General features: G+C 51.4%; 22 protein-coding genes and 1 riboswitch. Of the genes, 10 read left to right on the forward strand and 12 right to left on the reverse strand.

The genetic code is table 11. From position 1 onward, the window contains the following. Positions 1–31: 31 nt before the first annotated feature. The 4 genes from ACFQ0N_RS31535 (at position 32) to ACFQ0N_RS31550 (ending at position 2,615) form a co-directional block, all read left to right on the forward strand. Positions 32–1,366 (forward strand): hemolysin family protein, encoded by a 1,335-nt coding sequence (locus ACFQ0N_RS31535; protein WP_379334020.1) that lies wholly within the window; start codon positions 32–34, stop codon positions 1,364–1,366. Between the two features lie 143 nt (positions 1,367–1,509). Continuing rightward, positions 1,510–1,740: a spore coat associated protein CotJA gene (locus ACFQ0N_RS31540; protein WP_379334022.1), complete on the forward strand. Its 231-nt coding sequence runs from the start codon at positions 1,510–1,512 to the stop codon at positions 1,738–1,740. 2 nt (positions 1,741–1,742) lie between these two features. Then, entirely contained in the window at positions 1,743–2,009 is a 267-nt protein-coding gene (locus tag ACFQ0N_RS31545) for a spore coat protein CotJB (protein ID WP_379334024.1), read from the forward strand. 36 nt (positions 2,010–2,045) lie between these two features. Continuing rightward, positions 2,046–2,615, forward strand: a complete 570-nt coding sequence (locus ACFQ0N_RS31550) for a manganese catalase family protein (protein WP_379334026.1) — start codon at positions 2,046–2,048, stop codon at positions 2,613–2,615. Between the two features lie 102 nt (positions 2,616–2,717). On the opposite strand, the gene ACFQ0N_RS31555 is transcribed toward ACFQ0N_RS31550, so the two are convergent. Then, on the reverse strand, positions 2,718–3,563 hold the full coding sequence (locus ACFQ0N_RS31555) for an ATP-dependent DNA ligase (protein ID WP_379334028.1): 846 nt from the start codon (positions 3,561–3,563) through the stop codon (positions 2,718–2,720). Between the two features lie 161 nt (positions 3,564–3,724). Between ACFQ0N_RS31555 and ACFQ0N_RS31560 the strand changes: the two genes are divergently transcribed. From ACFQ0N_RS31560 to ACFQ0N_RS31570, 3 genes are read left to right on the forward strand one after another with little or no spacing between them, the layout of a single operon-like run. Continuing rightward, positions 3,725–3,931 carry a hypothetical protein gene (locus tag ACFQ0N_RS31560; protein WP_379334030.1) on the forward strand — a complete coding sequence of 69 codons (207 nt, stop codon included), beginning with the start codon at positions 3,725–3,727 and terminating at the stop codon, positions 3,929–3,931. Further along, entirely contained in the window at positions 3,921–5,183 is a 1,263-nt protein-coding gene (locus ACFQ0N_RS31565; protein WP_379334032.1) for a DNA polymerase IV, read from the forward strand. The genes ACFQ0N_RS31560 and ACFQ0N_RS31565 overlap by 11 nt, the downstream gene beginning before the upstream one ends. A gap of 13 nt (positions 5,184–5,196) precedes the next feature. Next, positions 5,197–5,553: a YolD-like family protein gene (locus tag ACFQ0N_RS31570; RefSeq protein ID WP_379334034.1), complete on the forward strand. Its 357-nt coding sequence runs from the start codon at positions 5,197–5,199 to the stop codon at positions 5,551–5,553. A gap of 1,212 nt (positions 5,554–6,765) precedes the next feature. Here the strand turns inward: ACFQ0N_RS31570 and ACFQ0N_RS31575 are convergent. After that, positions 6,766–7,080: a DMT family transporter gene (locus ACFQ0N_RS31575; protein WP_379334036.1), complete on the reverse strand. Its 315-nt coding sequence runs from the start codon at positions 7,078–7,080 to the stop codon at positions 6,766–6,768. Further along, positions 7,080–7,424 carry a DMT family transporter gene (locus ACFQ0N_RS31580; protein WP_379334038.1) on the reverse strand — a complete coding sequence of 115 codons (345 nt, stop codon included), beginning with the start codon at positions 7,422–7,424 and terminating at the stop codon, positions 7,080–7,082. The genes ACFQ0N_RS31575 and ACFQ0N_RS31580 overlap by 1 nt, the downstream gene beginning before the upstream one ends. Before the next feature lie 89 nt (positions 7,425–7,513). Then, positions 7,514–7,612, reverse strand: a riboswitch (guanidine-I (ykkC/yxkD leader). 305 nt (positions 7,613–7,917) lie between these two features. On the opposite strand from ACFQ0N_RS31580, the gene ACFQ0N_RS31585 reads away from it, so the two are divergent. After that, positions 7,918–8,907 (forward strand): phosphodiester glycosidase family protein, encoded by a 990-nt coding sequence (locus tag ACFQ0N_RS31585; RefSeq protein WP_379334040.1) that lies wholly within the window; start codon positions 7,918–7,920, stop codon positions 8,905–8,907. Positions 8,908–8,998: 91 nt separating this feature from the next. Here the strand turns inward: ACFQ0N_RS31585 and ACFQ0N_RS31590 are convergent, their stop codons facing one another. Genes ACFQ0N_RS31590 through ACFQ0N_RS31615 form a run of 6 tightly spaced genes read right to left on the reverse strand, consistent with a single transcriptional unit; the run spans position 8,999 to position 15,716 of the window. Beyond that, the gene (locus ACFQ0N_RS31590; protein ID WP_379334042.1) at positions 8,999–10,135 is read right to left on the reverse strand and encodes a YheC/YheD family endospore coat-associated protein; all 1,137 of its coding nucleotides are present in this window, start codon (positions 10,133–10,135) and stop codon (positions 8,999–9,001) included. Between the two features lie 18 nt (positions 10,136–10,153). Next, positions 10,154–10,594, reverse strand: coding sequence for a GNAT family N-acetyltransferase (locus tag ACFQ0N_RS31595; protein ID WP_379334044.1), 441 nt, complete (start codon positions 10,592–10,594; stop codon positions 10,154–10,156). 22 nt (positions 10,595–10,616) lie between these two features. Next, on the reverse strand, positions 10,617–11,753 hold the full coding sequence (locus tag ACFQ0N_RS31600; RefSeq protein WP_379334164.1) for a YheC/YheD family endospore coat-associated protein: 1,137 nt from the start codon (positions 11,751–11,753) through the stop codon (positions 10,617–10,619). Next, entirely contained in the window at positions 11,753–13,126 is a 1,374-nt protein-coding gene (locus tag ACFQ0N_RS31605; RefSeq protein ID WP_379334047.1) for a YheC/YheD family endospore coat-associated protein, read from the reverse strand. The genes ACFQ0N_RS31600 and ACFQ0N_RS31605 overlap by 1 nt, the downstream gene beginning before the upstream one ends. A 48-nt stretch (positions 13,127–13,174) precedes the next feature. After that, positions 13,175–14,326 carry a YheC/YheD family endospore coat-associated protein gene (locus ACFQ0N_RS31610; protein ID WP_379334049.1) on the reverse strand — a complete coding sequence of 384 codons (1,152 nt, stop codon included), beginning with the start codon at positions 14,324–14,326 and terminating at the stop codon, positions 13,175–13,177. A 25-nt stretch (positions 14,327–14,351) separates the two neighbouring features. After that, positions 14,352–15,716, reverse strand: coding sequence for a YheC/YheD family endospore coat-associated protein (locus ACFQ0N_RS31615; RefSeq protein WP_379334051.1), 1,365 nt, complete (start codon positions 15,714–15,716; stop codon positions 14,352–14,354). 165 nt (positions 15,717–15,881) lie between these two features. Between ACFQ0N_RS31615 and ACFQ0N_RS31620 the strand changes: the two genes are divergently transcribed. Continuing rightward, positions 15,882–17,228 (forward strand): DRTGG domain-containing protein, encoded by a 1,347-nt coding sequence (locus ACFQ0N_RS31620; protein ID WP_379334053.1) that lies wholly within the window; start codon positions 15,882–15,884, stop codon positions 17,226–17,228. Positions 17,229–17,372: 144 nt separating this feature from the next. Here ACFQ0N_RS31620 and ACFQ0N_RS31625 read toward each other — a convergent pair whose 3' ends face one another. The 3 genes from ACFQ0N_RS31625 to ACFQ0N_RS31635 all read right to left on the reverse strand — a co-directional run bounded on the left by ACFQ0N_RS31625 (position 17,373) and on the right by ACFQ0N_RS31635 (position 18,584). After that, positions 17,373–17,660 carry a YtpI family protein gene (locus tag ACFQ0N_RS31625; protein WP_379334055.1) on the reverse strand — a complete coding sequence of 96 codons (288 nt, stop codon included), beginning with the start codon at positions 17,658–17,660 and terminating at the stop codon, positions 17,373–17,375. Positions 17,661–17,745: 85 nt separating this feature from the next. Further along, the gene (locus ACFQ0N_RS31630) at positions 17,746–18,249 is read right to left on the reverse strand and encodes a sporulation membrane protein YtrI (protein ID WP_379334057.1); all 504 of its coding nucleotides are present in this window, start codon (positions 18,247–18,249) and stop codon (positions 17,746–17,748) included. 2 nt (positions 18,250–18,251) lie between these two features. Further along, complete coding sequence (locus ACFQ0N_RS31635) at positions 18,252–18,584, reverse strand: YtrH family sporulation protein (RefSeq protein WP_379334059.1); 333 nt, start codon at positions 18,582–18,584, stop codon at positions 18,252–18,254. A gap of 143 nt (positions 18,585–18,727) precedes the next feature. Here ACFQ0N_RS31635 and ACFQ0N_RS31640 point away from each other — a divergent pair, with 143 nt between their 5' ends. Next, positions 18,728–22,297 carry a DNA polymerase III subunit alpha gene (locus ACFQ0N_RS31640; RefSeq protein WP_379334061.1) on the forward strand — a complete coding sequence of 1,190 codons (3,570 nt, stop codon included), beginning with the start codon at positions 18,728–18,730 and terminating at the stop codon, positions 22,295–22,297. Positions 22,298–22,340: the final 43 nt, after the last annotated feature.

The raw sequence follows: 22,340 nt of genomic DNA on the forward strand, positions 1-22,340 counted from the left end.
AATGTCAGTCTGAAAGGGGCGACTTGCGCTATTGGCTACAGAGTTTGATGCGGGACTAATTGCGCTCAACTTATTGCTCGTAATTGTGTTGGTGTTTCTGAATGGTTTCTTTGTTGCGGCAGAATTCGCTCTTGTAAAGGTCCGGCAATCCAAGCTGACCCAGCTCGTTAACGAAGGCAACAAACGGGCGCGCTACGCGCTGCAAGTCAACAAACGTTTGGATGCCTATTTGTCGGCTACGCAGCTGGGGATTACACTGGCATCGCTTGGTCTGGGCTGGGTCGGCGAACCTGCTATATCCGGGTATATCGTGGAGCCGCTGCTCCATCGGTTCGGGCTGACAGATCCGACGCTGATTTCAAGCATCTCGCTAGTTGTCGGTTTTATCACCATCACCTTCCTGCATATTGTTCTGGGAGAGCTTGCTCCGAAATCGCTGGCTATTCAGCGGGCTGAATCGACGTCGCTTTGGCTTTCGATGCCGCTGGTCTTGTTTTACCGCCTGTTTCTCCCGGCAATATGGCTCTTGAACGGCGCGGCCAATCGTTTGCTAAGGCTGATCGGCATAGAACCGACTAGTGAGCATGATGTGCATACAGAGGAAGAGATCCGGATACTGATGACGCAAAGCGCACGCAGCGGGATGATTGACAAGGACGAGATGAAGCTGTTTGACAACATCTTCGAGTTTTCCGACCGCTTGGCCCGCGAGGTGATGCTGCCGCGCACAGATATGGATTGCTTGTATGCCGATCAATCATTCGCCGATAACTTGAAAATCGTGTACAAAAAGAAGCATACACGTTTTCCGGTGTGTGTCGAGGATAAGGATCAATTGATCGGCTTTGTACATATTACCGATTTGCTGACGGCGGATCCGGATGAGGAGCACGATTTGCGCAAATTTTTGCGGCCGATTCTTAATGTGCCGGAATCGATGGAAGTCAGCCATGTGCTGCGTCTGATGCAGCGCAAGCAGTCACAGCTGGCTATTGTTGTAGATGAATATGGCGGCACAGCCGGGATGCTGACGACAGAGCTTATTCTGGAAGAGATTGTCGGCGATATCCGCGATGAATTTGATGAGGAGGAGCTGCCGGAAATCGTCGTCAAAGGTGAAGTGACATCGGTTGATGCGCGGATGCTCATCGAGGAAATTAACACGCTCTTCCATTTGGATATTGAAGATGAGGACGTCGACTCGATCGGCGGATGGCTCTTTACCCGATTGGAGGGCAATCCGGTTAAAGGAAAGACCGTGGAATACGACGATTATGTATTCGAAGTGGCAGAAAGCGTCAAACTTCGGGTATTGCGGGTTCATATCTACCGCAAGCAGCCGCAGCTTGGCGGAGCCGGAGGTTGACGAGCAATAGCGGGCAGGCCTTTGTCAGACTAAACGAAAAAGATGGAGCGGGACAAATTCCGCCCCATCTTTTTTTCGCATTTTTTTAGGCGGCTGTCATAGGATGAATTGAATGCCAAAAAAGAAAAATGGGAGGACTTTGTGTGCACACAAACCGACAAATTCGGGAGTGGTATCCATTCATTGGGCCTTTTGACCCCTGCCCGCCCAGGCGTGTCAAGACGTATGTCGTACCCCCGAACCAGTATATTCATTTTCAGCCGATGAATTTGCCTCAGTTTCCGCTGCATGAGGCGATGCATCGCGGAACGTTATGGCCGGCGCTCTATAGCGGATACACTTCACACTACAGCTTGCCGGAAGGGGGGGAATAGAGGTGTCGCATAAACAACTGGATGAGCAGTATTACGTTTTGCTGGAACAATTGCAGCAATTGGAGTTCGCATTAGTGGATTTAACGCTTTATCTGGATACCCATCCGGGCGATTCTCAGGCGGTGCAGCAATTCAATCAGATCGCTCAACAGCGGCAGCAGTGCGCTCATCAATTTGAATCTCTGTATGGGCCGCTTATGCAATTTGGCCACAGTTTTTCTAAATACCCTTGGCAGTGGGTGGAGACGCCGTGGCCATGGCAAGTGTAGCGAGGCGAAGGCATATCCGGAGAGGAGAGAGCGTTCATGTGGGTATACGATAAAAAATTGCAGTACCCGGTACGAGTGAGCAAGTGCGATCCGCGCATGGCCAAGTATTTAATCGAGCAGTATGGCGGGGCGGACGGGGAACTGGCGGCAGCGCTCCGTTACTTGAATCAGCGTTATACGATCCCCGATCAGGTGATAGGCTTGCTTACGGATATCGGCACGGAAGAATTTGCCCATCTCGAAATGATCGCCACTATGGTATACAAACTGACGAAAGATGCAACGCCGCGGCAGCTGGAGGAAGCGGGACTGGGCGAAAGTTTTGTAAATCATGGCGGCGCGCTTTTTTATAACAATGCGAGCGGAGTGCCATGGACAGCGGCTTATATTGCGGCTAAAAATGATCCGTTGGCAGATCTTTATGAGGACATAGCGGCTGAGGAGAAGGCGCGGGCTACTTATCAATGGCTGATCGATATGACGGATGATGTCGATTTGCAGGACAGCCTGAAATTTTTGCGCGAGCGCGAAATTGTGCATGCATTGCGCTTCAAGGAAGCTGTCGAAATAATAAAGGCAGACCGGGAGCAGCAAAAAGTATTTTAAAAGTACACAAGCGATAAGAAAAAAAGCCCGGGAAATATCGGTCTCCGATCTCTCCTGGGCTTTAGTATGCTGGCGAGGCCGTTTTTGTTTTTCGTAGCCAGTTTATACAACGAATTCTACAAATTCCGGTGACCGTAGAAGTCCGTTTTTATAATAATTCCGAAAGCGGACACGTGCTTTTATCACTGGCCGCACATAAACAAAATTCCGATCCTCTCCGGTCACAAACGTTTTGGCCGCGCGATAAAACTCGTTACGTTTTACGGCCGGTACCGCTAGTTCGATAATACCAGCTGGTTGCCCGTTTCTGTGCGCGAGCCAGCCGAACTGTTCTTTTCTGTAACCTGCGATATGAACATCTGTGTACTGGTAATTGATGATTTTTAGCCAATTGTCGGAACGCCGGCCGACATAAACGCTATCCTTCCGTTTCGCGATGATCCCCTCAAGTCTATGCGATTTGATAACGTTAAATAGGTCTGTTCCGTTCCCTTCAACGGAAAGTACCGTCGAGTAATATCTGTTAGGCGTCAGGATATGCGACAGCAACGCCTGGCGCTCCTCTAGCGGCCATCTCCTTATATCTTTTCCTTTATAGAGCAGCACGTCAAAAACGTAGTAGAGTACCGGACTTGTTCGCGCCGCTTCTCTAATCCACGGTTCTTTTGTTATTCTGAATCGTGCCATTATCATTTCAAAATCGATCCACCCCGTCTCATCCATCCGCGCAACCTCCCCGTCCAGGACTACGTCGGCCGTGTCAACAGGCACGTTATGTAATTCCGGATATTTACGCGTGACGTCCAACTCATTGCGTGTATACAAACGGACATCGGAGCCAATACGCGAGAGTATGAGTCGATGACCGTCTATTTTTGGCTGATAGATGAATCGGTCGTCATCAAAAGGTTTTTCGCATTTTTCGAGCAGCATTGGATTTAAAAACATAAAAAACACCTCCCTTCGATTATAGCGCAGGGTTAAACCGAGCAGTGGTGGTACTTGCTGGGACTTCTGTTTTCTCAAATGTAGTGGAAATAATTATCTCTTGAATACGAACGAGTGTTTGTGCATATAATAAGATCAAACGTTCGTATGGAGGGGTTAGGATGGACATAGCTAAATATATCGGGCGTACTGTTGAGGTCATTTATCAGAATGACAAAGGTGATATTACACAGCGTAAAGTCCACATCAATAAAGTAACAAACGGTTGTATTCGTGTTTTCTGCATGACGGCAAACGCGCCGCGCTCCTTGAAGATAAACAGTATATTGGCCATTAATCCGAAGCCGGTGATTAAACGTGTCATCTAAACAAAGGGTGATCATGCTTGTCGATTGTCAGTCATTTTATGCATCAGTTGAAAAGTCGCTGCGGCCGGAGCTTCATGATAAGCCTGTTGCAGTCGCTGGCGATCCAGAACGGCGCTCAGGCATTATCTTGGCTGCATGCCCCATTGCCAAGTCATACGGGGTGACGACTGCAGAGCGGCTGGGTGAAGCTCTCGGCAAGTGTCGTGAACTTGTTATCATCAAGCCGCGCATGCAATTGTACATCGACATGTCAATGCAGATCACCCAGATATACGAGTCCTTCACTGACTTAGTGGAACCATATTCAATTGATGAGCAGTTTTTAGATGTGACCGGGTCGATACATTTATTCGGCGGTCCGGAGAGCTTGGCCAGGCAGATACAATTTAAGGTCAAAACGATCACCGGTGTCCACACCAGGGTCGGCATCGGGGAAAACAAGATTTTAGCCAAAACGGCCTGTGATAATTTCGCGAAGAAAAATGAATCTGGAATATTTGAACTGCGGCGCGAGATGCTTGCCAACACTCTCTGGCAGCTCCCGATTAACAAAATGTTTATGGTTGGCGGCCGCATGACTGGCCACTTTACAAGGCTGGGAATCAATTCAATCGGTGATCTGGCACAGACTCCTCTTCTTGATGTAAAACGCCGATTTCGCGCGCGCTTTGGAAAGGATAGCGATATTCAGGCAGAAGTATTATGGCGGGTCGCTAATGGGATAGATGACTCGCCAGTCACCCCCGGTACACATGCCGGCGAAAAATCAGTCGGCCATATGATGACTCTGCCGCGGGATTATTACACCCGGCAGGACATTAGAGTCATACTGCTTGAGCTTTGTGAGCTTGTAGCGCGGCGCTGCCGCTCAATCGGTAAGATGGGGCGCACATTATCTGTCGGCTGCCAAGGAGCGGATTATGATCATCCAACGGGTTTTAATCGGCAGATGACAATGAGCTACCCTTCAAACTGTACAAACGATCTTTATTACAATGCTTGCCAGTTGTTTGATCAGCGTTGGGACGGGTTGCCCGTCAGGAGGATCGGTGTATCACTTACCGGCTTCCAGCGGGCTGATGAGTATCAATTGGTCTTTAATGATACAAGAGAACGATTAGGTAAACTTGAGGCTGCTACAGACCGCTTGAAAAATAAATATGGAGATGGGGTGATCATCCGCGCTGTGTCCAAAACAGCAGCCGGCCAAGCGCTTGATCGAGCAGTAAAAATCGGCGGTCATTATAAATAAGGAGATGTAACGAATGGGGAAGGTCAATAAATTAACACCAGGAAGCAATCTATTTTGGGAAAGCAGCCGCATGATGCTGCCGGAGCATAAGCTTGAGATCGTCCAGCACCGGGAGAGTTTAAAAAAGCGTGAAAAACCGCAGCTGGACAGTCAAGCGATCGAGGATATTATGTATAAGATTAGTGAGTCTCAGGAGTATAAGTCAGAGATAACAGTAACGCTCTTTGATGAGTACGAGGATGAACAGATAACCGGGTATGTCGTCAGGGTGGATGAGCGCCGCGGCAAGATTTTGCTGCAGGCTGCAGCTGGGGATGAGTGGATTGAGTTTAAACGAATACTGAAGGTGGATAATTATCAATTTAGATAAAGACTGAATATTTCAGTGCGGGAGAGCCGCTTGGTTAATGAGCATATTAGAACAGAAGAGTTTGCTCATTAGGAAATGATCTCCACAAAGGAAGCTGCGTTTTTTAAATTCTTATGTGGTAACAAAGCCCGGGAGAGATCGGATACTGATATTTCCCGGTTTTTTTCAAATTTATAAGTTTCCAGGCTGTGCGGGAAAACAAATTCTTTTTGGACGGATAGATGAATTGCGGGCAATGGTTAATCAGGTAACCTCTGGTCTGAACGTTCCCTTATACTTCATTAGGCTCATCCATGAGCCACGAAAGAACATGACGAACATGTAGATCCATAACGATACGCCAGCCATAGGTGGGGTGATTGCTTCCAAGGAAAAAGGTACGAGTCCTCAACTGGGTTTACTTTGGCATGAAGGTGAACTCGCAATCCATGCTGGCAAGAAGATTGAATAAGGAAGGGTGCTTGTATGAGCCGATATGATCAAAAACTGGAAAAAGGGGAGGCAACACCCGGCAGGATTAAGTAAAAAGCTTAATTAGTAAGCGTGGGATGTAGAAGACAACGTCAGCTATCAACGAAACGATATCAGCAAAACGTTCTAATTTTCGTTTACCAAATTTCATTTTGCACCCCTCACACAAAAAACAATTTTCTTTATTATATCACCGAATGCCATCCATTTCATCCTCCCTATGTTGACGATTAGGGCTAACGAACCTCAGACACGCTATTGGCCGAAAAATCGGCTTGATCCGCGTGTAACGAACCAGAGACACGCTATTGATGGAAAAAAGGCCGGGAAGCGGCCGATTTTCGGTGAATAACGATTGGTAGATTCGTTACAGCCCACAAGGCCTCATTTTGGGCCCAATAAGGATTCTCAGGTTTTCTCAGGTTCGTTAGCGGCAGCTTAGATCTCGCCCGCTCCAACAATGGTTCGCAGCATCGACGTCTGTTGAGGTTCCTTGGTAATGTGGGTGAACCGGACCTTGAGCGGATCTAAGCGGACCGTAGATCCGCTATCTGTGAACAAACGTGCCGAAATGGTAGGGAAGCGGACACTGGTTCCGTTATTCTGCTCAAATCGCCGCGAAAATCAGCCAAAATTCGCAAATAACGGATCACTGTCCGCGAAAACTTCCAATCGCCTGTTTTTGGAGCTAACACAGGTCGCTGGAATAGGTATCCCCCGAGCATGCCGCCGCATCAAAAGCTACGAGATCAGCTTCAAGCCGATGGCAGCGCCAAGCACCATCGCGATGAACAAAATGCGCAGAACGGACTTGGGCTCGTTATAAAACAGCATGCCGAGAATGGCGCCGCCGGAGGCGCCAATGCCAGTCCAGACGGCATAAGCCGTTCCCATCGGCAGCGACTCCATGGCAACCGACAGAAAAATAAAGCTGGCGCCAAAGGAAGCGAGCATCAGGCATAACGCCTGCCAGTTGCGATCCTTATTCAGTTTATTGATCATGGCGACGCCGGCCATTTCGAATAAGCCGGCAAAAATAAGACTAATCCAAGCCATTATTTGCCCTCCTCCTTAGCCGCAGGCGTCTTACCTGAAACGAGCTTGAGGCCAACGACGCCGGCTAACAAGAGAATGATGAGCGCAGCTTTGGCTATTTTGAAGGGCTCGTCAAACAGGATAATCTCGGCAATAACTGTTCCTGCTGTACCTAATCCGACAAAGACAGCGTACACTGTCCCAACAGGCAGATCGCGGCTAGCATCGATCATTAAATAAAAGCTTACAACAATAGCAATGGCAGTGCCGCTCCATTCCAAAGCGGTCTCGGCATGCTTTAAGCCAATGACCCAGCCCACTTCAAACAGGGCAGCGGCAACTACTTTTAACCAGGTCAACTTCATGGCTTGCTTCCAGCTCCTTTCTTACTCTCCAGATTAAAAGTGTGCACAAGCAATCAGGAAAAAAAGCCCGGGAAATATCGGTATCCGATATCTCCCGGGCTTTTTTCCCTCCGTGTACTCGCAGCGTAAGCGGCGCGTTTTCCCTCGGACCAGACCGGCATAGCCGCGGAACCCTAGAAAACCAAAAATATATAATTGCGCTTGCACATATAATTTCTTATACTTTATCCGACAAGATATGAAAATGCAAGTGAAAATATTGAAACATTTTGACGGGCTAAGTCGTCGTATAGATGTTACGAATCATTTTGCATAAGTAAGGAGAGCGGGAGAGATAGAGACACAAGTTACGTTGCCAAGCCGTAAAGAGAGGTTGACGGTTCAAAAACAGAAGAAGCCGGCAAAAAAGAAACGTCGTAAACTGCGTACTGTAATCCTTTATGCTTTATCGATTTTCATGTTAGTTACTAGCCTTGGGTTAGGATGGCTTTTTTTGACACCTTCGGGTACGAATTTGCGTTATTTAATGGCAGATACAATTATTACGACCAAGCATCGCGAATGGGCGAAATATGTAATTGGAAAAGCAGAGCTTGATAAACGGGTTGCCGAATACAATAAGCGATTCGACGATATGGGAGTAGAGCGCGATACCCATACCATTACAATGCCGCCTGTACCGGACAAGGCGGATGAGCAGAAGCCGCTGATTGAAGTTGAGGAAATTAGCGGCAAAGGCTCCCAAGGCTTTGGCTACAAAGGCTTTGTATTGACAGTAAACGATCCAACCAAGCTCCGTCTGGGCGTGCCGGCTAAGCGCGGGCGCGGGGAGCGCGTGCGTGACATGGCGGAGCGTACTGGTGCAATTGCAGCTGTCAATGGAGGGGGATTTGCCGATCCGAACTGGAACGGGAATGGATTCCAGCCAATCGGGGTCGTAATTTCTCAAGGCAAAGTTTTTTACAATGACCTGGGCAAGAAAAGCTCAACCAATATTGTCGGCATTGACAAGGACGGCAAAATGATCGCCGGCCGTTATACGATGCAAGAAATGCTGGATATGAATATTCAAGAGGCAGTGACGTTTCAGCCGCGCATTATTGTCAATGGCAAAGGATTAATCAAAAACGCCGGGGATGGCTGGGGAATCGCGCCGAGAACGGCGATGGGGCAGCGCGAGGACGGCGCGATATTATTCGTTATTATAGACGGACGCGATGCGACACATAGTGTCGGCGTTAATCTTTTTGACGTGCAAAATATTTTGTTGGAGCGCGGCGCCGTGATTGCCGCTAATTTGGACGGCGGATCGTCGACAATTTTGGTCAAGGACAATGTTATTATGAACAAGCCTTCCACCAAGAGCGGCGAAGGAAGGTATTTGCCTACGGCGTGGCTAGTATTTGAGCACCCGGAACAAGCCGAGATCAAGAATATTTGGGAAGGCTTGCGTCCGCAGGACATTGATGCGAGTACATGGTAGCTTAGCTGGCTGCTGGCTGTTGGCCACTGGCCATGCAGTGTTGAGAAGAGCAAGTTCTGAAGTCATCATGACCAGAACTTGCTCTTTTTCGTTATAGAGGGGTCACAGCAGCTTCCTTAGCTTCCTTGCGCTGCTTTTTTTGCGCGTACAACCACATCGCGTACTCCAGCGGTCGTGTAATAGCCTGCCGGTAAGTTTCTTTCTCCCCCGCCTGCTTGAATACTTCTCGCGCCGGCTTTGGATTGACCTCCAGCAGCCAAATATGGCCTTTGCGGTCGATGGCGATGTCCAGCGCCAATTCACATAAGCGTCCATATGATTTTTCTAGGAAGGCAGCAGTTTCAACACCGAAATTATCGGCGGTCTGCTTTACTTCCCCGGCCGTATCGCTGTTTTCGAGCCATTGCTCCAGCAAGCTGCTCATAGACGTAGCTTCTCCGCCGCCATGCAGATTGGACGTGATGCTGCGCGGCGCTCCGATTCTAGCGGCACAGCCGGTCACCTCCCACAGGCCTTGCCCATTTTTTTGGACGAGCATACGGTAATCATGCACGCGCCCGTTGGGCAGCTTTAACTGGATGCCTTGCTGTACCATATATCGTTTCGATTTAAGATCCCATTTGGCAAGCCGGCTGGAAAGCGATGAGAGGGGCACGCGCTGCGGACTGATTATACGCCGCGATTGATCCCGGCCTTGAATTAAGACTTGCCCGTTTCGCAATTTTTCGATTCTGAGAATGCCGCGTCCTCCAGTACCGCCGATCGGCTTTAAAAAGACGATCGGGTATTTGCGCAACATAAGCAGGACGTCCTGGATGCTGTCGTACATGGTTGTTGCGGGCAGATGTTTGCGGAAGCGTTCGTCGGCACGCATCGTTTTGTATACCGTCCACTTATTGCGCAGTACCCGATTCAAAAAAGTGAGATGACCGTATTTTTTGCGGAAGTGGAGCAATTGCTCAAAGCGGCGGCTGCGCTGAATCCGGCAGCGATCATATATCATATGCGGGAAGGTGCGCCATTTTCTTGTCCAGCTCTTTGTTTCCGGGTTATAGACCATCGCGTGAATCCGATTTTGTTTGTAGTTGACGTCCTGCGGTGTGAAAACAAAAACGTCAAGCCCTATCGATTTGCCGGCGGAAGTCATTTTTTGATAAATGGGTCTTTCTTCAAGCGCCCGGTCTTCATTGAGATAAAGGGTTAATATACCAAGCACGGGCTGTCCCATGCGAATTCCTCCTAGCTGTTATGGCGTGCGTACGAATCGAAGCGTCATCTTTCCGGTTGGGCCCTCATGCATGCTGACTGCTGCCATTCCAGCCCGGAAGCACATCTGCATACTGGAATAATTATCGCAGGCAACATTGCATGTAAGGGTGCCGAAATGCCGGCACAACGACTGCATCAGCTTAGTTCCGATGCCCTTGCCGCGCATTTCCGCACGTACGACGACAAGGCAGGCGAGCTCGCCGGCATCTTTGGCAACCGCAAACCCGAGCAGCTTCTGATGCTCGATCGCAAGTGTAATGACTGCGGAAGAAGCAGGGGAGGGGGGCGCCGAGAGCAAGGAGCACAGCGTGCCCATCCCGTCGGCCGTCAGCCGCTGTTCGCCAAAACGGTACGCGAATGCCGGGAGTATATCGCGGAATTCATGCCAGCGATTTTGTGGCAGAAGCATGATGCGCATCTCTCAGCACCTCCAATCCAACCTATTTTTTTGAACGAAGCAAATATTTACCATATTGGAAAATCCGATCCAGCGAGGTTTTGCGGATTTCTGGCTCATCGAACTTCATCGGTTTGGCATTCGCTTCAAAAAACCAGATGCCGCCCGTACGATCAACGCCTAAATCCATGGACATTTCCGCAAGCTTATGGCCGGAGCCGCGTTCGATTTGCTTGGCGATCATTAGCGCTGCGCTCCGTGTTTTACCTAATAGTCTACGCGCCTCATCTTGGCCAAATGCGCTTACTAGCAATTTTTGCGGATCCTCAATGCTGCCGCCGCGCGGAACGTGAGTCGTAATACTTAGGGAGCCCGCGACTCTGGCGCCAAGTCCGGACAGATCCCACTGTCCGGACTTGTTTTTTTGAACGAGTGCACGAAGGTCGAAGCGGCGGTCGTTAAAGGCCGCAAGCCGGATGCCTTGCTGGGCGATATAGCGCTCGCCGCCGCTTTCTTTTTTAATGCGCTGCCACAGCTGCTGCAATGTAGCGCAATTGTAGGTGACGCTTTTTTTATCCGCCTGCACTTTGAGAAGATAAGGCAGCGATTTTTCAGATTGCACCTTAATCGTCATTATTCCATGCCCGGCCTTGCCGCTTATCGGCTTCAGATAGAGATACGGAAATTCCCGCATCATTACCTTCAGGCTTTCCTGCGTAAGCAGGCGGCGGGTCATCGGCGTATATGGCCTTGTCATCTTGGATTGACGCAGCCATTTGAACAGACTCCACTTATTAAAAAATTTAGGGTTGAACAACTGGACGCGCGGGCTGCGCATACAAGCGGCGATCTTTTGCCTCGTTCTTGGCTGCATCTCATCCTCGCGCAGCGGAATCCGATTATAAATCAAGTCAGGGAAGGGAAACTGCTGACGAATCCATAGGTCATTATCCTCGTCGTAGGTAAATCCCTCCAGCATCTTTCTTTTAAAGTTTAAATGTTTAACCGTAAGCACGTAAACGAGAAAGTTATGAGATTTGCCGGTGCGGATCAAATCGGCGAAATTACTGCGGTTACCTCGAAATAACTGGACATCGTCATCAATTGTAAGAATCGCCAGCACAGGCTTCGTGTTGGGCGAGGACGGCTCAGTTATTAGTTCCTGCTGTTCCGGCAGCATCATTCTTCACTCCCTTTAAAGCGGCTCAGGTACATACAATGGTCGACGATATGCATATAGGAGTCGCGCCCTTGTGCGCGCAGTGCCGGATGAGTGAATATAGAGCGTCCGGGTTTGGAGTTAGCTTCGAACATCCAAATTTCACCATCTTTATCAATCCCGATATCAAGTCCGAGCTCGCCAAGCATATGAGGAAAATTCCGTTCGATAGCCTCGCATAGCTTGACGGACACCCGTTTGGCTTTTTCCAGCACATCTTCTGCGCGGTCGCCGAAGGTGCGGCTGAGCGCTTGCTCGGGCGTAAGCAGGGAGCCGCCGTTTTTGACATGGGTGGTGACGCTGCCGCGTCCAGCTTTTTTGGCGCCGATGCCGACGGGAACCCATTTGTTCTCTCCATTTTTGTGCATATGAAACCTGAAGTCGAGCGGGCAGCCGTCTATTTCTACCAGCCGTATGCCTTGTTGGCATACGTAGCGGTTCAAGCCGCTGCCGTGTCTTCCTTGCAGCATCCGCATCAAGCTTTGGAAGCGGGTGAAGCGCAGCAAAACGTTGGAGCCGTTGCGGCGATAGCGGGCAAAATAGCCCTGCTTGGGATGGTATGTCAAGCGATAAATGCCGATGCCCAGACTGCCGGCCGAAGGTTTATAGTATAAAAACTGATGTTTCGTGAGCATTTCTTTAATTTTCTCCGGCTTCGGGTTATTGATTGATTCCGGCAGATGTTGTAAAGCCTCGAGATCCTGGTCGAGCATTTGGTAAACATCTGATTTATCGAAGAAGCTCCAGTTGAAAAAGGGAATTTTGTGGCGGACGAACCGTTCACGCAAACTAATAATGCTGCTGCTCGTTTCCGCCCGTCTGCTGGAGAGCCGGTTGTAAACGACATCCGGCAGCGGCACGGTTCGCCGATGCCAGCCATTCTGGCCATTTAGAAAGTAGCCGTACACCGTCTGCCGCTGCCAATTAATGTCGCGCGGAGTAAAGGCAAAGAAATAGGCTTTGCTTTCTCCAGTGCGCAGGAGCTGCCGGATAAATCCGGTGCGCGAGCCGAACGGAGCCGCGGTCGACCTTGCTGAAGTATCGGTAAGCACGCCGATCAGCGGCCCGAGCTTAATATCGTTCTCGTTCGCTTGCAGTAAGGAAACACTGCCGCTTTTGGGCACCCTGATCGTATTGCGGACGCCGGCTGACAAATATAAGTGATGCCCGGGGCGTTTGATCTGCTTTAATGAAGCGGTAATGGACTCTTTGCCGAGCTTGAGATGAACGGTTTTCTTGCCGGATAACTGCAGTGATTTAAGGAGCGATCCCGACAAGTGGATGACTTTATCGCTGCTAGGTGTGAAGTGAACATGACACGATGTCAAACTCATGGATGAACCTCCTGGTTGGATCTCCTCTGGATTCATATTGCGATCGTGCTAATGCTCGCAAACAGCCGCATCAGCAGGGATTTGACAGTGGACAGAAAGCAGAGGGGAACGACGCTGGATAAGAAGCGACGCGTACTGCAATGGCTTTAAGGCAGCTTGTTGTGCTGCTATATCTGTTACTTCCCGCATACAAAGCCGGCCTGGCTTGCTGTTCGCTTCAATGAACCATAAACGTCCGTCCTGATCGATACCGAAATCGAGCCCGAGCTCGCATAGGCGGCCGAAGCTTTTTTCGAGCCTGAGGGCGATTTGCATGCTGACAAGTTGAATTTGCTGCAATAAGGCAAGAGCGCGCTCTTCGCCATAACGCTTTGCTAATGCCGGCTGTGCGCTTTGCGCAGCACCGCCGCCGTGCAAGTTGGCTGTGATGCTTCCTGAAGCTCCCTCGCGAAGGGCAGTTCCAGTCATGCTCCATTCCCCTTGCTTATCTTTTTGGATGAGCGTCCGGATGTCGAATGCTCTGTCCTCCTTATCCTTTAACTGCAAATAAGGCTGTACGATATAAGAAGCAGAGCGAATGAAGCGCCCGATCCATTCAGTGCAAGTGTCCAGAGAAGGGAAACTGCGATGAAAGGAGTGATTTCGCACTGTTCTGCCGCTGACGGACCACGTCCCGCCGCTATGCTGCATACAGAGTGCGCCGCGCCCCTGACAGCCGGCGATCGGCTTGAGGAACAGGCCGCTTTTATATTGTTTGGCCAGACTCATTAACTGTCGATGTCCCTCGTAGCGACAGGTGGGGGGCAGCAGGGGGCGGATGGAAGGATCTTGCTGTAAAGCATTGTATACGATCCATTTTCCAGGCAATGAGCCGTTTAGAAGGAGAAAGGAATGATGTTTGCGCAGCTCTTCAAGCAGTATGCTTTTATTGCTGCCCCGCTCCATGCTCCGGTCATAGATAACATCCGGCAGCGGGCAGTCGGCTATCTTCCAGCCTGACGCGGCAGGAACGAATCCTGTAATCGTGTCGCCAAGCTTTTTAACACTTGAAGCGCGGAAAAGATAGACAAACAATCCGAGCTTTGCTCCATGGCTGCACAATTCACGGCAAAACCCGCTTTCGGGAAGCTGTGCAGTTTCTGTCTCGCTATCGGATGAGTCACTAATAAGAACGCCGATATTTCGCCTGTGATTGGTCATGGTAAGCAAACCTCCTTCATGCAGATTAAAAGCCGGCTAAATGCCTTGAATAGCGGATCACATTGCGGACAGACGGCCGAATTTTTTGATCCGGGAGCGGTGTATTGTCGTTTTTGGAAGGCTTGGAGTTAACCTCAAGCAGCCAAATGCGCCCGACGGAATCCATTGCAAGATCGATGCCCAATTCGCCAAAATGAGCCGGAATGTGACTGTCAATTCCTCTGGCGATTTCCAGTGCCGCCCTCTGCAGGCGGGCAGGCGCGTCATTGCTGCTTGCAAAGGACAAGTTTGATTTCATGACAGCTTCCTTCACCGTGCTAAGTGTACCGCCGCGGGCGAGATTGGAGACAAAATGATGATTGCCTGCGGTACGGGCTACGATGGAGGTTAAGGACCAATTTCCGGTTTGATTTTTTTGCACGAGCGCCCGGAAGTCGACAGGGCGCCCGTTGATCGTAATAAGATTCAGCCCTTGCTGAATCTGGTATTTGACTGTTTTCATCTTACCGGAAAGGGAAGTGAATAATTTGTTCAAGCTGGAAAACTGTTGCTTTTTAGTTCCGCCAACTGTTGCGTACTGAGCTAAATATTTGTCTCCTTCAGCGCGTGAGACGCGGATAATGCCTTTGCCCAGACTGCCGCGGACCGGTTTGATAAAAACGGTGTTGTAGCGGGTGCACATCGTCTTTAAGGTCGTGAACGTGCGAAGCACATGAGATTCCGGCAAATAGCGGATTAATGCCGCGTCCTTCTTCAACGCATCGAACACTTCAGTTTTATCCAGAAACTTTTCGTTGAAGACAGTGGTGTTGTAACGCAGTTTTACTTCTTTTAAAAATTGTTGTACGCTGGGTCTATTCTCCAGCTTGCGCGAGGTAAGGCGGTTATTGACGATGTCCGGTGCAGGCAGTGCTGTTTTGCGCCAGCCATCTTCATAAATCCAGCCTTCTACTGTGCTGATCCCCCGAATATGCTCAGGGGTGAAGAAATAGACATAAGCGCCTTGCGCGGCACAAGCGGCAACTAGCTCTCGGCAAAATAACGTAATCGATCCGAAAGGGCGCGAGGGCAGTTCGGGATTGTCGCGGCTGATAAGCACCCCGATCAAGGGGCCGAGCGACAAGGTGGAGCTATCTCTGCGATACTGGATCCGCAAGGGGCAGTCAGCATGAATCCCCATGCGCCCTGCAAGCAGCTGACTAATGCGCATCCCATCGAACTTCACGACAGAGACGACTTTGACAGGCTGGCGCAGTGCGCCGAATTTGAGCGTTATCGGCTGGCCAAGCGGAATTTTCCATTGTTTCAAATAAGCTTCGCCAAGCATGATGGTATCTTCGGGAAGTATGCCCGAGCTGATGACATGTACGGCGATTTTTGATTTCAGCATGGGAGTCTCCTTCCGGCTGGATAGTAACGACGAACAGTTGGCGATTGAAAGGTCTTCGACACGAATTACTTCATCATATGAGGACATCTACCCCTTGGTGATTAGCGCAAGCCTTGAGTTGGGCGGTAGAATAAGCCTGATTTTTATTTTGGGAGGAGGATGACGATGTCGATCGAGGAGCAACACGGCGAGACAGCGACGAAACGCGAAAAGCTTATCCAGTTGATTGAGAAAATGAAAATAGGAACCAAGCTGTCCGTAAGATCGGTGGCCGAGCAATTCGATGTCAGTGAGGGCACGGCCTATAAAGCGATCAAAGAGGCGGAAACGCTGGGGCTCGTCAGCACGAAGGAGCGGATCGGAACGGTGCGCATTGAAAGAAAAAAGCGCGGTTCGCTGGAAAGGCTGACGTTTGCCGAGGTGGCGGATATTGTTGAAGGACAGCTGTACGGCGGAGCGGCGGGGCTTGACAAGTCCTTACATAAATTTGTCATCGGTGCCATGGAGCTGGCGGCAATGGTCCGCTATATCGATGCCGGCAGCCTGCTTATTGTAGGCAATCGGGAAGGCGCCCACCGGTGTGCGCTGGAGCAGGGCGCCGGCGTGCTTATTACAGGGGGCTTTGGCACAAGCGAGGAAGTGAAGCAGCTGGCCGATCGGCAAGGACTGCCGATTATTTCCTCCAAGCACGATACCTTTACCGTTGCGTCGATGATTAACCGGGCTATGTTTGACCGGCTGATCAAGCAAAAAATTATGCTGGTTGAAGATATCGTCACGTACAGCCGTCCGGTCGAGACGATGCGGCTTGGCGAGACGGTGGGCGATTTTCACAAATTGTCGGTGCGCACCGGAGGGTCGCGCTTTCCTGTACTTGATGACCGCGGACGGGTTGTCGGCATGATGACATTAAAGGATGCGGAAGGGGCGGCAGCCACCCAGCTGATTGACAAACTGATGACCCGCCATCTCATTACGGCGGCGCCGAATATCCCGATTACCTCGGCTGCCCATACAATGGTTGCGGAAGGGATCGATCTTCTTCCGATTGTCGATAAAAACCGAAAGCTGCTGGCTGCAATCAGCCGCAGCGAGGTGCTGGAGGCGATGCGCTACACCGGCCGCCAGTCGGAATCGGGCGAGACATTCGACGAGCTGATCGGGGCAGGCTTTGCCAAGACGGAGGAGAAAGAGGGGGCAGGCTGGGTATACCGCGGCAAAATTACACCGCAAATGTCGGGGACGCTCGGGACTATTTCCGAAGGGGTGCTGGTCGCCTTAATGACACAAGCGGCCAGAGGCCTTGTCAGAGATTTTGGCAAGCGCGACCATATGGTGGAAAGCTTGACGAGCTATTTTGTACGGCCGATCCAATTGGAAAGCGAAGTGCGAATTGTGCCGAAGCTGCTCGAAATGAGCCGCAAAAACGCCAAGCTGGAGGTCGAGCTGTCCGATGCGCACGGCCTGGCGGCCAAGGCGATGCTGACCGCACAATTGATCGATCCGTTCTAGAGGTTCAGGTTCTCGCGGGCCTTCTCGGTGCTGAAAACCCGACTTTTTGAACTCGCATTTCTCAGCTTCCCGGCCGGATGGAAAAAGGCTGCTCTCAAAAGTAGTTGCGTGGGCTACCTGAATGGAGAGCAGCCTTATCCGCGTTTATCGCGGGCGGTACAAATTGTAATTGCGCAGTCCGGCAAAAAGGTTGAACAAGCCGATCACGATAAACAGTGCGCCGATAATAACCTTGATTGTAGATCCGCTGTATACAAGCATAAACAGCAAGGCGACAAGCAGCAGCATAAGGCCCATCATAATGTTCATTACGGCGGTATGCTTGCCGCGCAGCCGCGTATCTTTTGCCCGCCGCGCTTTGTAGCTGTAAATGACTGAGCCAAACAGTGAGGCGAAAACGCAGATGACGAGCAGCCAGTTCAAAATAACCATAAACAGTGGTGCAGCTCCTTTTCCTGTGCAGTGAATAGATGATAATTATTGTACCACGAGAGGAAGCATTTGGCGAAATTTACGCTCAGGAAGCGACACCGCGCTCATAGACCTCTGCCTTAAACCAGACGCGCAGCACATTTTCGACGACGAGCATCGTTTTGATTTCAATCTTGTAATCTTTCTTATTGATGTCATAAAAAATTTTGCGGTTAAGAAGCAGCCGGGCAATTTTGGCATCTGAATCGATATCGTAAATGCTGTGGCCAAGCAATACTTCCAAATTGTCGCGCAGCCGATTTTTTAAAGCGGTTTGCGTTAACTCGTCGATCGGCCGCTTCAAATCGTCTTCCATAATCGGCATGATGCTCTTGATAATGCTGTGCTGATTTTTGAATTTTGTCAGCTGTTTAATATCTTTTTCATATTGAACGAGCTTTCCTTCCAGCTGAAGGTTTACATTTTTCAAGGCGTCGAAGCTCGCCATAAACAACATATGGTACAGCATCGCGCCAACGATAAGGCCGACGACAAATCCGGCCATTCCCTGCATGAATGAGCGGTAGCGTTCAAAGGGCGGGACTCGCATCGTCAGATCGCTCCTCTGCACAGCCAGCGGATCAGCTCCGTGCCGAGATGGGCGCCCAGAAAGGCGCATACCATATAAAAGATTTGCACGGCTACAGGCGATAGATGGCCTTGCGTAATATTGCTTTCGATGATGCGCATCGGATCGATCGAGCCGCCGACAGCTGCGACAAGCGCCCATATTTTAAGCTGGGAGGCGGTGTTCAGCATCATTGTTGCCGGCGGCATAAATAGAAAGACAGAGCCGATGCCGGCAAGCATCGCGCCGCCGAACACAACGCCAAACGCAATGAAAAAATCAAGTATGGCGACAGACAGAACATGAGCAAGAGACATAAGGACCTTTCGCCTCCCAGGCTGAATGTAGTTTTGATAGGGAAGTCTTGTCTTCCTCACTATCATTCTATGAGCGGAAACTGCGGCAATATGATAAACTAATAGAAAAAGATGCTGCGCATGCGGGGGGAGGGCTAAGACCGATGAGCGACGGTCATAATTTCGTACATTTGCACGTGCATAGTGAATATAGTCTGCTGGATGGAGCCGCGCGCATACGGGATTTGGCAGCCCGTGCAGCAGACATGAAAATGAAGGCGCTGGCATTGACCGATCATGGAGTCATGTACGGCGCTATTCCGTTCTATAAAGCTTGCCGCGAGCACGGCATCAAGCCGATTATCGGCTGCGAGATGTATCTTACTGCCGGCTCCCGCTTCGATAAAGGCTCCCGTAAAGAAAACCCGGCCTACCATTTAATTCTGCTGGCCAAGAACAGGATCGGCTATCAAAATCTGATGAAGCTTTGCTCTATCGGTCATTTGGAAGGTTTTCACTATAAGCCGCGGATTGATATGGAGGCGTTGGCAGCGCATTCGGAGGGGCTGGTCTGTCTAAGCTCCTGCTTGCGCGGCGAAGTGCCCTGGCTCCTGCTGCAGGATCGTCCTGAGGAGGCGCGAGCCGCTGCCCTCAGGTATCAGCATATTTTCGGCGATGATTTTTACCTGGAGCTGCAGGATCACGGCCTGCTTGATCAGAAGAAAGTCATGCAGGGGCTGATCGCGCTGTCCCGCGAGACGGGGATTGCACTGGCCGCGACCAATGATGTCCACTATATCGAGGCGGCGGATGCCGTCATGCAGGATGTGCTGATCTGCATCGGCACCGGCAAAACGGTCGAGGAGGAAGGACGTCTTCGCATCGCGACCGATCAGCTTTATTTGAAAAGCGGCGAGGAGATGGAGGCATTGTTCCGCCATGTGCCGGAGGCGGTTGCGCGCACGGCGGAAATTGCCGCCAAATGCAACCTTGAGCTAACCTTCGGGCGGACGCTGCTCCCGGCCTTTGCACCGCTTCCTGAAGGGATGAGCAGTGCGGATTATTTGGCGGCGCTGTGCAAAGAGGGACTGGAAGCGAGGTATGCCGGATTGCCGGAGTGGAGTGCCGATGCCGCTTTCCGGGCGGAGGCGGACCGGCGCCTCTCCTATGAATTGTCGGTTATTGGCAGTATGGGGTTCAATGATTATTTTTTAATTGTGTGGGATTTTATCCGATTTGCCCACAGCCAGGGCATTCGCACCGGTCCGGGCCGCGGATCGTCCGCGGGCAGTCTCGTCGCCTATACGCTGCGCATTACGGATGTAGACCCATTAAAATATAAACTGCTCTTCGAACGCTTTCTCAATCCAGAACGGATTACGATGCCGGATATCGATATCGATTTTAACGACGAACGGCGCGATGAAGTGATCGCCTATGTAACGGCCAAGTATGGCGAGGACCATGTCGCCCAAATTATTACTTTCGGCACGATGGCCGCCCGGGCTGCTGTGCGCGATGTAGGACGCGCGCTGGCGGTGCCTTTCGCGGAAGTAGACCGCGCGGCCAAGCTGATCCCGGGGCAGCTTGGCATGACGATTGCCGAGGCGCTTCGGCAAAGCAGCGGATTGCGCGAAGCGGGAGAACGCCAGCCGAAGACGAAGGCGATGCTGGAGATGGCGGCCAAGGTGGAAGGGATGCCGCGCCACGCCTCGACGCATGCTGCCGGTGTCGTAATTTCCGGCGAGCCGCTGACCAATTTTGTGCCGCTGCAGAGCGGAACGGAAAAGACGGTGCTCACGCAATATTCAATGGAACATCTGGAAGCGGTCGGCCTGCTGAAAATGGATTTTCTCGGGCTGCGGACGCTGTCGATTTTGGAGCGTACTTTACAATGGGTCAAAAACGAGCATGGCATTACGATCGACTTTCGCTATATCGCCGACGATGATCCCCCGACCTATGCGATGCTTAGCCGCGGCGATACAACAGGCATTTTTCAGCTGGAGTCCGCGGGTATGCGGCGCGTGCTTCGCGAGCTGAAGCCGACGAAATTCGAGGATATTGTGTCTGTGGTGGCGCTCTACCGGCCGGGCCCGATGGAGTTTATCCCCAAATTCATTCAAGGCAAGCATGGCGCGATTCGTGTAGAGTATCCGCATCCGACGCTGGAGCCTATTTTGGCGGATACGTACGGCATCATCGTTTACCAGGAGCAAATTATGCAGATTGCTTCGTCGATGGCCGGCTTCTCGCTTGGGGAGGCCGATTTGCTGCGTCGGGCGGTTTCGAAGAAGAAGCGCGAAGTGCTTGACGAGCAGCGTGCTCATTTCGTGGCGGGCAGTGAGCGGCAAGGCTATACGAGCGATGAAGCGAATCGGGTCTATGATATGATCGTCCGCTTTGCTGACTATGGCTTTCCGCGCGCGCACGCCGCAGCTTATGGCGTGCTTGCCTTCCAGACGGCCTGGCTGAAAGCGAACTATCCGGTTCCTTTTATGGCCTCGATGCTGGCGTCAGTAACCGGCAACCAGCGGAAGACGGCGGAATATGTCGATGAATGCCGGCGGATGGGCATCGATGTGCTTCCGCCGGATGTCAATGAAAGCGGAGCTGCATTCACCCCTGCCCACAGTGCGATCCGCTTCGGTTTGGCCGGCATTAAAAATGTCGGCACACAAGCGATAGAGGCGCTGGCGGCAGCGCGTCAGGAGCAGCCCTTCCGCGACTTGCTTGATCTGTGCCGGCGGGTTGATTTGCGGGTCGTCAACAAGCGCGTGCTGGAGTCGCTCGTTCAGGCTGGGGCATGCGATTCTCTCCCCGGCCATCGCGCCCAATTGTTTGCCGCGCTCGACGAAATGATCGACGCTGCAGCGAAGTGGCGCAAAGAGCGTGAAGAGCTGCAGATTGAGCTGTTCGGCTTTGACGAAGTGCAAAACTGGAATGTCGATCTGCCGGAGGTTCAGCCCTTTACAAGCGGACAGCTGCTGGCGCTCGAACGGGAGCTGCTGGGGCTGTATTTGTCCGGCCATCCGCTCGATGAATATGAGCAGCTGCTGGGGCAAGCGAATATCGAACGGCTAATTGAGCTGTCTGAGGCGCCGGAAGGAAAGCTTGTGCTCATTGCCGGCATGGTCGTTTCGCAGAAGCGTTTTACGACCAAGAAGGGACAAGCGATGGCCTTCCTTCAGCTGGAGGATCGGATTATGCATGCCGAAGCTGTTGCTTTCCCTAACGTTTGGAGCCGGCATGCCGAACATCTCGCCCCGGGTGATCTGGTCATCGCGCTTGCTGCAGTACAGCATCAAGAGGAGGACTTCAAGCTTATTCTCGAGGAGGTTGTTCCGCTTGCGCCCGCTGCCCGCAGCGGTGTTTTGCAGGGGGAGCTCGAGCGGCTGAAGCGCCGCGCGGGCGGCGGGCGTCCGCCGGCGGCTGCGCAGGCGCTGCCGAAGCGGCGCACCGCCTCATATGCCAAGCCAAGCAGCGATTCGGCGGCTGCTCCAAGAAAGCAGCGGATGTATATCAAAATAACGTCGCAGCATGAGCAGGCGGACGTGCTGGAGCGGCTCAAGGGGCTGCTCGCAGACAATACCGGCCCGATTGAAACCGTATTGTTCTATGAAAGACGCCAGCAGACGGTCGCATTGAGCAAAGCATACAGCATCAAGCCTACGCCGCGCTTGATCGAGCAGATCGAACAGCTGCTAGGCCCCGGATCTGCGATAGTAAAATAAATGGACGGCAGCCTGCCGCCGTTCCAAAATTAACGGCACAACT

The sequence above is a fragment of the Paenibacillus sp. GCM10027626 genome (genome assembly GCF_042676285.1).
Classification (GTDB): domain Bacteria; phylum Bacillota; class Bacilli; order Paenibacillales; family Paenibacillaceae; genus Paenibacillus_Z.